Source organism: Streptococcus taonis, from assembly GCF_029948085.1.
In the GTDB taxonomy this organism is placed as follows: domain Bacteria; phylum Bacillota; class Bacilli; order Lactobacillales; family Streptococcaceae; genus Streptococcus; species Streptococcus taonis.
Genome location: NZ_JARZZP010000025.1, coordinates 1 through 6,843 on the forward strand (window position 1 = coordinate 1; position 6,843 = coordinate 6,843).

The 6,843-nt window shown below is 38.7% G+C and carries 2 protein-coding genes; both read left to right on the top strand.

What is annotated here, in order from left to right:
- On the top strand, positions 1 to 1,096 hold a 1,096-nt coding region (locus tag QEZ38_RS09610; protein ID WP_281335776.1), incomplete at its 5' end, for a MiiA motif-containing surface protein.
- A gap of 600 nt (positions 1,097 to 1,696) precedes the next feature.
- Positions 1,697 to 6,843 (top strand): mucin-binding protein (locus QEZ38_RS09615; protein ID WP_281335777.1); only part of this gene is annotated, 5,147 nt, incomplete at its 3' end.

Below are 6,843 nucleotides of genomic sequence, written 5' to 3' on the forward strand. Positions count from 1 at the left end.
AACAACTGTTACATATCCAGATGGTACAACAGCGGTTATCCCAGCAGATAAGGCAGTTAAGAAATCAGCTGATAAAGTCGTTAAGGATCCATCAGTAACACCAGTTACAGATCCAAGCAACTTGACTGATGCAGAAAAAGCTAAGGTAGCCGACGAAGTTAAGAAATCAAACCCAACCGTAACTGACGTTAAAGTTGGCAAAGATGGCACAACAACTGTTACATACCCAGATGGTACAACAGCGGTTATCCCAGCAGATAAGGCAGTTAAGAAATCAGATGATAAAGAAGTTAAGGATCCATCAGTAACTCCTGTTACAGATCCAAGCAACTTAACTGATGCGGAAAAAGCTAAAGTGGCCGACGAAGTTAAGAAATCTAACCCTACAGTAAGTAAGGTAGAAGTTGGCAACGACGGTGCAACAACTGTAACTTACCCAGATGGTACAACAGCCGTTATCCCAGCAGATAATACAGTTAAGAAATCAGCTGATAAAGTAGTTACAAATCCATCAGTAACACCAGTTACAGATCCAAGCAACTTGACTGATGCAGAAAAAGCTAAGATAGCCGACGAAGTTAAGAAATCTAACCCAACCGTAACTGATGTTAAAGTTGGCAAAGATGGTACAACAACTGTTACATACCCAGATGGTACAACAGCGGTTATCCCAGCAGATAAGACAGTTAAGAAATCAGCTGATAAAGTCGTTAAGGATCCATCAGTAACACCAGTTACAGATCCAAGCAACTTGACTGATGCAGAAAAAGCTAAGATAGCAGATGAAGTTAAGAAATCTAACCCAACTGCGAAAGATATCAAGGTTAACAAAGACGGATCAGTAATTGTAACCTTTGAAGATGGCACCACAGCCTTTATCCCAGCAGATAAGACAGTTAAGAAATCAGATGGTTCAGTAGCAGGTAATCCAGCTGCTAACCAAGATTCACCTGCTCAAGCACCAGCTAAGAAAGCAGGAGCGAAAGAATTGCCAAATACTGGTACAGAACAATCTAGCGCTTCACTTGCTTTAGCACTTCTTGCAGCAGCAACAGGCGGACTCCTCTTCGCTAAAAAATGTGAGGAAGAAGAGTAAGAAATTACTCAAATAAAGCAAAACTGAGAATCTCAATTCTATGAATTTGCTAGAAAAACCGTAAGAAGAAATTCTTACGGTTTTTTGGCTCTTTGTCAACTGTAGTGTTGAAAAAAGCTATAGTAAAACGAATCTAGAACAGGACACTAAGACTGCTAAAAATATTTCTAGAAATTAGTTTGACTTTCCTAATCGATTTGTTCATACCTTATTTCAATCTACTATAACATCTGGAGAGGACAGTCGTTGTTCTCTCCATTTTTATATCCAGAGATAGAAGGATTTGTTGAAAAACTAAAAGATAAAACTATAAATCTCAGTAAAAAATATTTACTAAAATTTTTTAATACTGTTAAATAAGTTGTATGAATATAAAAATGGATAAATCTCTCATAGTAGGGCTGAAATACATCACTAGATGGATGTTTGTTCCTTTAATTCTATTTCTTAAAGAATTACTAAGCTTGCGATAAGAGATGTAAAAAAATAATAAATTTAGTTCGTGTAATACGTTTTTTAGTAAAAAGTAACCGCTAACACTTGATTTTTATAAATATAGTGATATACTAAAGTTTAAGAAAAAGTAAAAAGGAGATTACTATGAAGTTTCATTTTAATGAGCGTCAACGCTTTTCTTTACGTAAGTATAGTTTTGGTTTAGCCTCTGTTCTTTTAGGAACTGCCTTCTTTTTGAGTGGACAAGTTGCTAGTGCTGATGAGGTAAATGTTTCAGAAACATTGCTCACCTCCGTAGTATCTGTTAGTCCAGAAAGTTCAACAAGTACATCGGAATCTTTAGTACCAAGAACTTCTGAATCAAAACCTACAGTAGTAGATAAGTCTGCTCTATCACTAGAAACTGCCGATTCAAAATCAACAGTAGAAGATAAAGCTGTTGTAACACCAGAAACAACTGAAGTTTCTTCAGATTCTGAAAAACCTGTAATCGAGAGTCCAAAATCTGAAAAGTCAGAAGCACCAGCGAAAGAATCGAGTGAAGAAACGGCGAAAGCAACTGAAGTTAAAGCTGAAGTTGCTGAAAAAGACGATAAGTCTACTGACAAAGCTCCAGCTGAAGTTGCTGACAAAGATGATAAGTCTACTGATAAAGCTCCAGCTGAAGCACGCCGTTCAACGCGTACACGTCGAGCTACTTCAGAAGATAAACGAGAAGTATCTAATTGGAGTGAGTTTGTTTCAGCCTTAGAGGATGAAAATGTAAGCGAAATCACTGTTAATGGTGATATCGTAGCTCAAGGTGACAATGGTAACACAGATAGCCGAAATCCTGGTTCTGTAGACCGTAAAACTACCATTAGTGCACAATCTCGCCCAGTTACTATCCAAGGTAAGGACGACAATGCTCGTCTTGAACTCTTGTCACACACCTTGGAGTTGACTGGAGCTAGCTGGGAACTAAATCTTAAAAACCTTAAGATTGCTTCAGCAAACTCTAGAGGTCCAATTGAACTATCAAGAACTAGTGGTTCAAATACAGTTACATTTGAAAATGTGACAAGTGAGGGTTCATCACTTTATGGTGGTGGTGGTAACACAAATGTTGTTATCAAAGGAAATACAACTTCAACAGTTAGTGACAGTTATCAAGCTGCAAATGGTCAAACTCAACACGTACAACGGAATGTCGGAGCTGCTGGCCGTTCAGACCAACGTCGTGAGTCAAATATTCACGATGCTAAATCTGTAACAGTTGCTGAGGGAGCTAGTTTAACGCTTAATCGCTCTTCTCAAGGGGATGCTATCACTCTTGAAAGTGGAGCTAAGGTCAGTGTAAAAGATAAAGGTAGCCTTACTATTAACATGAACACTGACAATCGATCTGAAAATGCTCGCTACCATAATGCTGGTATTTTCATGGCTGATAGTGGGACCGTGGAAACTGGTAAGGATTCTAAGTTAGTCTTGAATACTAGTATCGGACAAGGGATTTCAATTGGTGTAAATCGTCCAGCTGATGGTATCACTGATAAGGATCGTTACGGTGGATATGTTGCAGGTAACCACGGTAGAAAAAATGGACCGAGTCGAGTTCTTATTGGCGATGGTGGAACTTTTGAATTTCATGGCCGTGATGGGATTATGATGGGAAATCACTCAGAACTTGTCACAGGTCAAAATGCCAAAGTTCGCTTTGAAAATAAAGGTCGTGGTGTTGCCCTTGATTTCGGAAATGATTCAAGAGTAGTCTTTGGAAAACATTCAAACAATACCTTCCATTCTGTAGGCAAAGGGCCTAAGAGCGGCGGTGGTCCGTCTGGAAGTTATGACGGATATAACTATATCGGTCTAAATGAGAACGGTAAGATTCTTGTAGATGACTTTGCTACTTTCCGTGTGCAAATGGACAATCGTGGAGATAATGCCTGGGATGATGTGATTTCCCTTGATTCTAGGAATGGTCGCAAGAGTGAACCAGTTTTTCAAGCGAATAAGGGTTCTATTGTAGATATTCGAGATGATAATACTAACTACTATGCTGAGTTGATCTCAGTAGCATTGGGAGCTAGTACAAACACTTATTTCCAGTTTAATAATCCGCTATATGTTTCCTTTATGAGATACACAAAATCAGATGGTACATCAGCAGGTGAAATTACCGGGAAACTACCAATAACTATTCCTCAAGGGAACAATCCACAGGATATTGGCCACGGAAATATTCTTTATATCTCAAATAAATTAGAAGCTTCAGGGAACCGAATCGAATTTAATGGTCCAACAAATAATGCAGGTGTTGGGACCTATACGGTTTATTCCATGAACAAGGATGGTAGGGATGCACAAAGTCATAATAAACAGAGTTCTGTTTGGATGAATATCCAGGGCGGATCTATGTCTATTGCTGGTTTCCAAAATAATAGAGCACACATAGAACCTGCTAATGCCACATCTGTACCAACAGGTTCTTCTACTGGGGGAGTTGTTGCCACAGATAGGACTTATGGTATTGACCCGGTAGGTGATAACCGTCAAAATATTTGGGTATCAAATGGATCAAAAATCAACCCGACTGGTGTTCATAAAAATGTCATCAAATATGTCTACGAAGATGGAACTCCAGTTAAAAAAGATGTTATCCAGTCATCAGAATGGAAGCGTACTTTGGATGTCTCTATTGACCAAGAAGGCTTTAAAAAGATTTTAAAAAATTCAAGTGTTACTAATGGTGATGAGTTCTTAGCTGCCTACAGTAAGGCTAAGTATCACATTTCTGATATTGATGGAGATCATATAGCTGATACTGGTTGGAAAGTTGATGGAACAAATTCAGGTACTTATAATTATGGTACTATCGCTTCGCCAAAACTCGAAGGCTATAAAGCAGAAATCAAGTCAAGTAATGTTCCAGGATTAGTAGCTGGGGCTAAAGCTGATTCAGTTTCTGTTTCATATGATTCAAGCAATGCACCAGAAACGCTTATTGATGCTCAAGCAGGTAAACGTACCGTTTCAGAAACTTATTGGCGTAATATTGTAGCCAAATCTGATTTGGGTGTCTATGAAACAGTTGTTGTCTATAAAAAAGTAAAACAAAAAGCTATTGTCAAATACATTGATACAAGTGATAATAATAAGGAATTAGCAAAAGATGAAGTTGAAGGTACATCTGGTGAAGCTATTAACTACTCAACTGCAGCTAAGATTGCTGATTTTGTTAATAAAGGTTACAAACTTGTAGAAGATGGTTTCACAAACTCAACTGCAGATCAAAAGAAATTTGATGATGATGAAAACATTGATCAAGAATTCGTAGTTAGATTAGAACACGGTGAAACTCCAGTTGGACCAAATAACCCACATAAACCAACAGATCCAATCAATCCAAATGATCCAAAGAGTCCAAAATACCCTGCGGAAAACCAATGGAAGAAAGATGTAACGTCAACTGTTCATTATGTGGTATCAGACGGTAAGGCAACTGCCCCAGCTGATAAGGTTCAAAATGCACAATGGACACGTACCTTAAATGTTGATAAGGTGACAGGTGAAGTTCTTAACCCTACTGAACCATGGGCAGCGAATAAGGCTAACTATGATGCAGTTCCAACACCAGGATTGACAGGTTACTACGCTGATAAAGCAAGTGTTGCTTCTAAGACAGTTACTCAAGAAAATCTTGAAGAAACTGTAACTTACAAACCACTTGGAAACTTGGTTCCAAAACCAGAGACACCAAACGATCCAAACTTCCCATCAAAACCAGGAGTGAAGTATCCAAATGATCCAACGGATCCAACTAAACCAGGTCAACCAGTTGTTCCAGATGTACCAGGTTATGAACCACATCTTCCAGATCCACAAGATCCAACTAAACCAGGTGAACCAGTAACTCCAGGAACACCAATCACTCCTGAAAAACCAGGTGAAGATACACCAATTATCTACGTACCAAAAACAACTAAAGTTACAAAACCAACTAAACAAACGGTAACGTTTGAAGGAGCAGGAGATAATACTCCAGCTGATAAGGTTCAAGATAACTTCACCTTTACTGGTAAACAAAAAAATGGTACGACAACATGGAATCAACCTAGTCACACTTATGGCAAAGAAACAGTTCCAGTTGTTGAATATTTCTATGCCGATAAGAAGGAAGCTGGATCTAAGAAAGTAACTCCAGATCAACCAGAAGCAACAGATCACGTTGTATATAAACCATTAGGAAAAATTATCCAAGTAGATGAAGCGGGAAATGTTATTCCAGGTTCAGTATCTAAGACTTATGAAAATAATCCGTTAAATCCTAAAGAGGCAGCAGAAACTAAAATTCCTGATGCTCCAGCTGGATATAAAATTAAGGAAGAACAACCTCAAGCTTGGGGTTACAATATAGTTGATAAAACGATTGAACCAAATGATGAAAGTGATCCAGATCGTATTTCACGAGATACACCAATCATCTATGTACCAATCGTAAATGATGTGACTAAACCAACCAAACAGACAGTAACATTTGAAGGTGCAGGAACAGCTACACCGTCTGATGATGTTCAAAGTGACTATACTTTCACAGGTAAGAAGAATCAAGCTAATGGTACAACAATATGGACTGAAACTAGTCATGATTATGGCAAAGTTAAAGTTCCAGTAGTTACAGGTTACTACGCTGATAAGAAGGAAGCTGGATCTAAGACAGTTACTCCAGATCAACCAGAAGTTACGGATAAGGTTACTTATAAACCGCTTGGTAAGATCATTCCAGTTGATCCAGAAGGAAACAAAATTCCAAGTGCACCAACTCCACAGTACAACAATGATCCACAAGATCCAACTAAGGGTGGCAAGACTCCAACTCCAGTCATCCCAGGTTATGTGACGGATACACCAAGTGTAACTCCTAATGATCCAGGATCTGATACACCTGTTGTCTACCGTAAGGCAGAACAAAAAGCTATTATCAAGTACGTAGACCAAAATACTGGTGAAACACTTGAAAATGATCAAGTAGGTGGTAAATCTGGTGAAGCTATTGACTACTCAACTGCAGCTAAGATTAAGTACTATGAAGATCGTGGTTACGTTCTTGTAAGCGATGAGTTCCCAGCAGGAGCTACTTATGACACAGATGCATCTGTTGATCAAACTTGGACAGTAACCTTGAAACACGGTGAAACTCCAGTTGGACCAAACGATCCACATAAACCAACAGATCCAATCAATCCAAATGATCCAAACAGTCCTAAATACCCTGCGGAAGATCAATGGAAGAAAGATGTAACATCAAC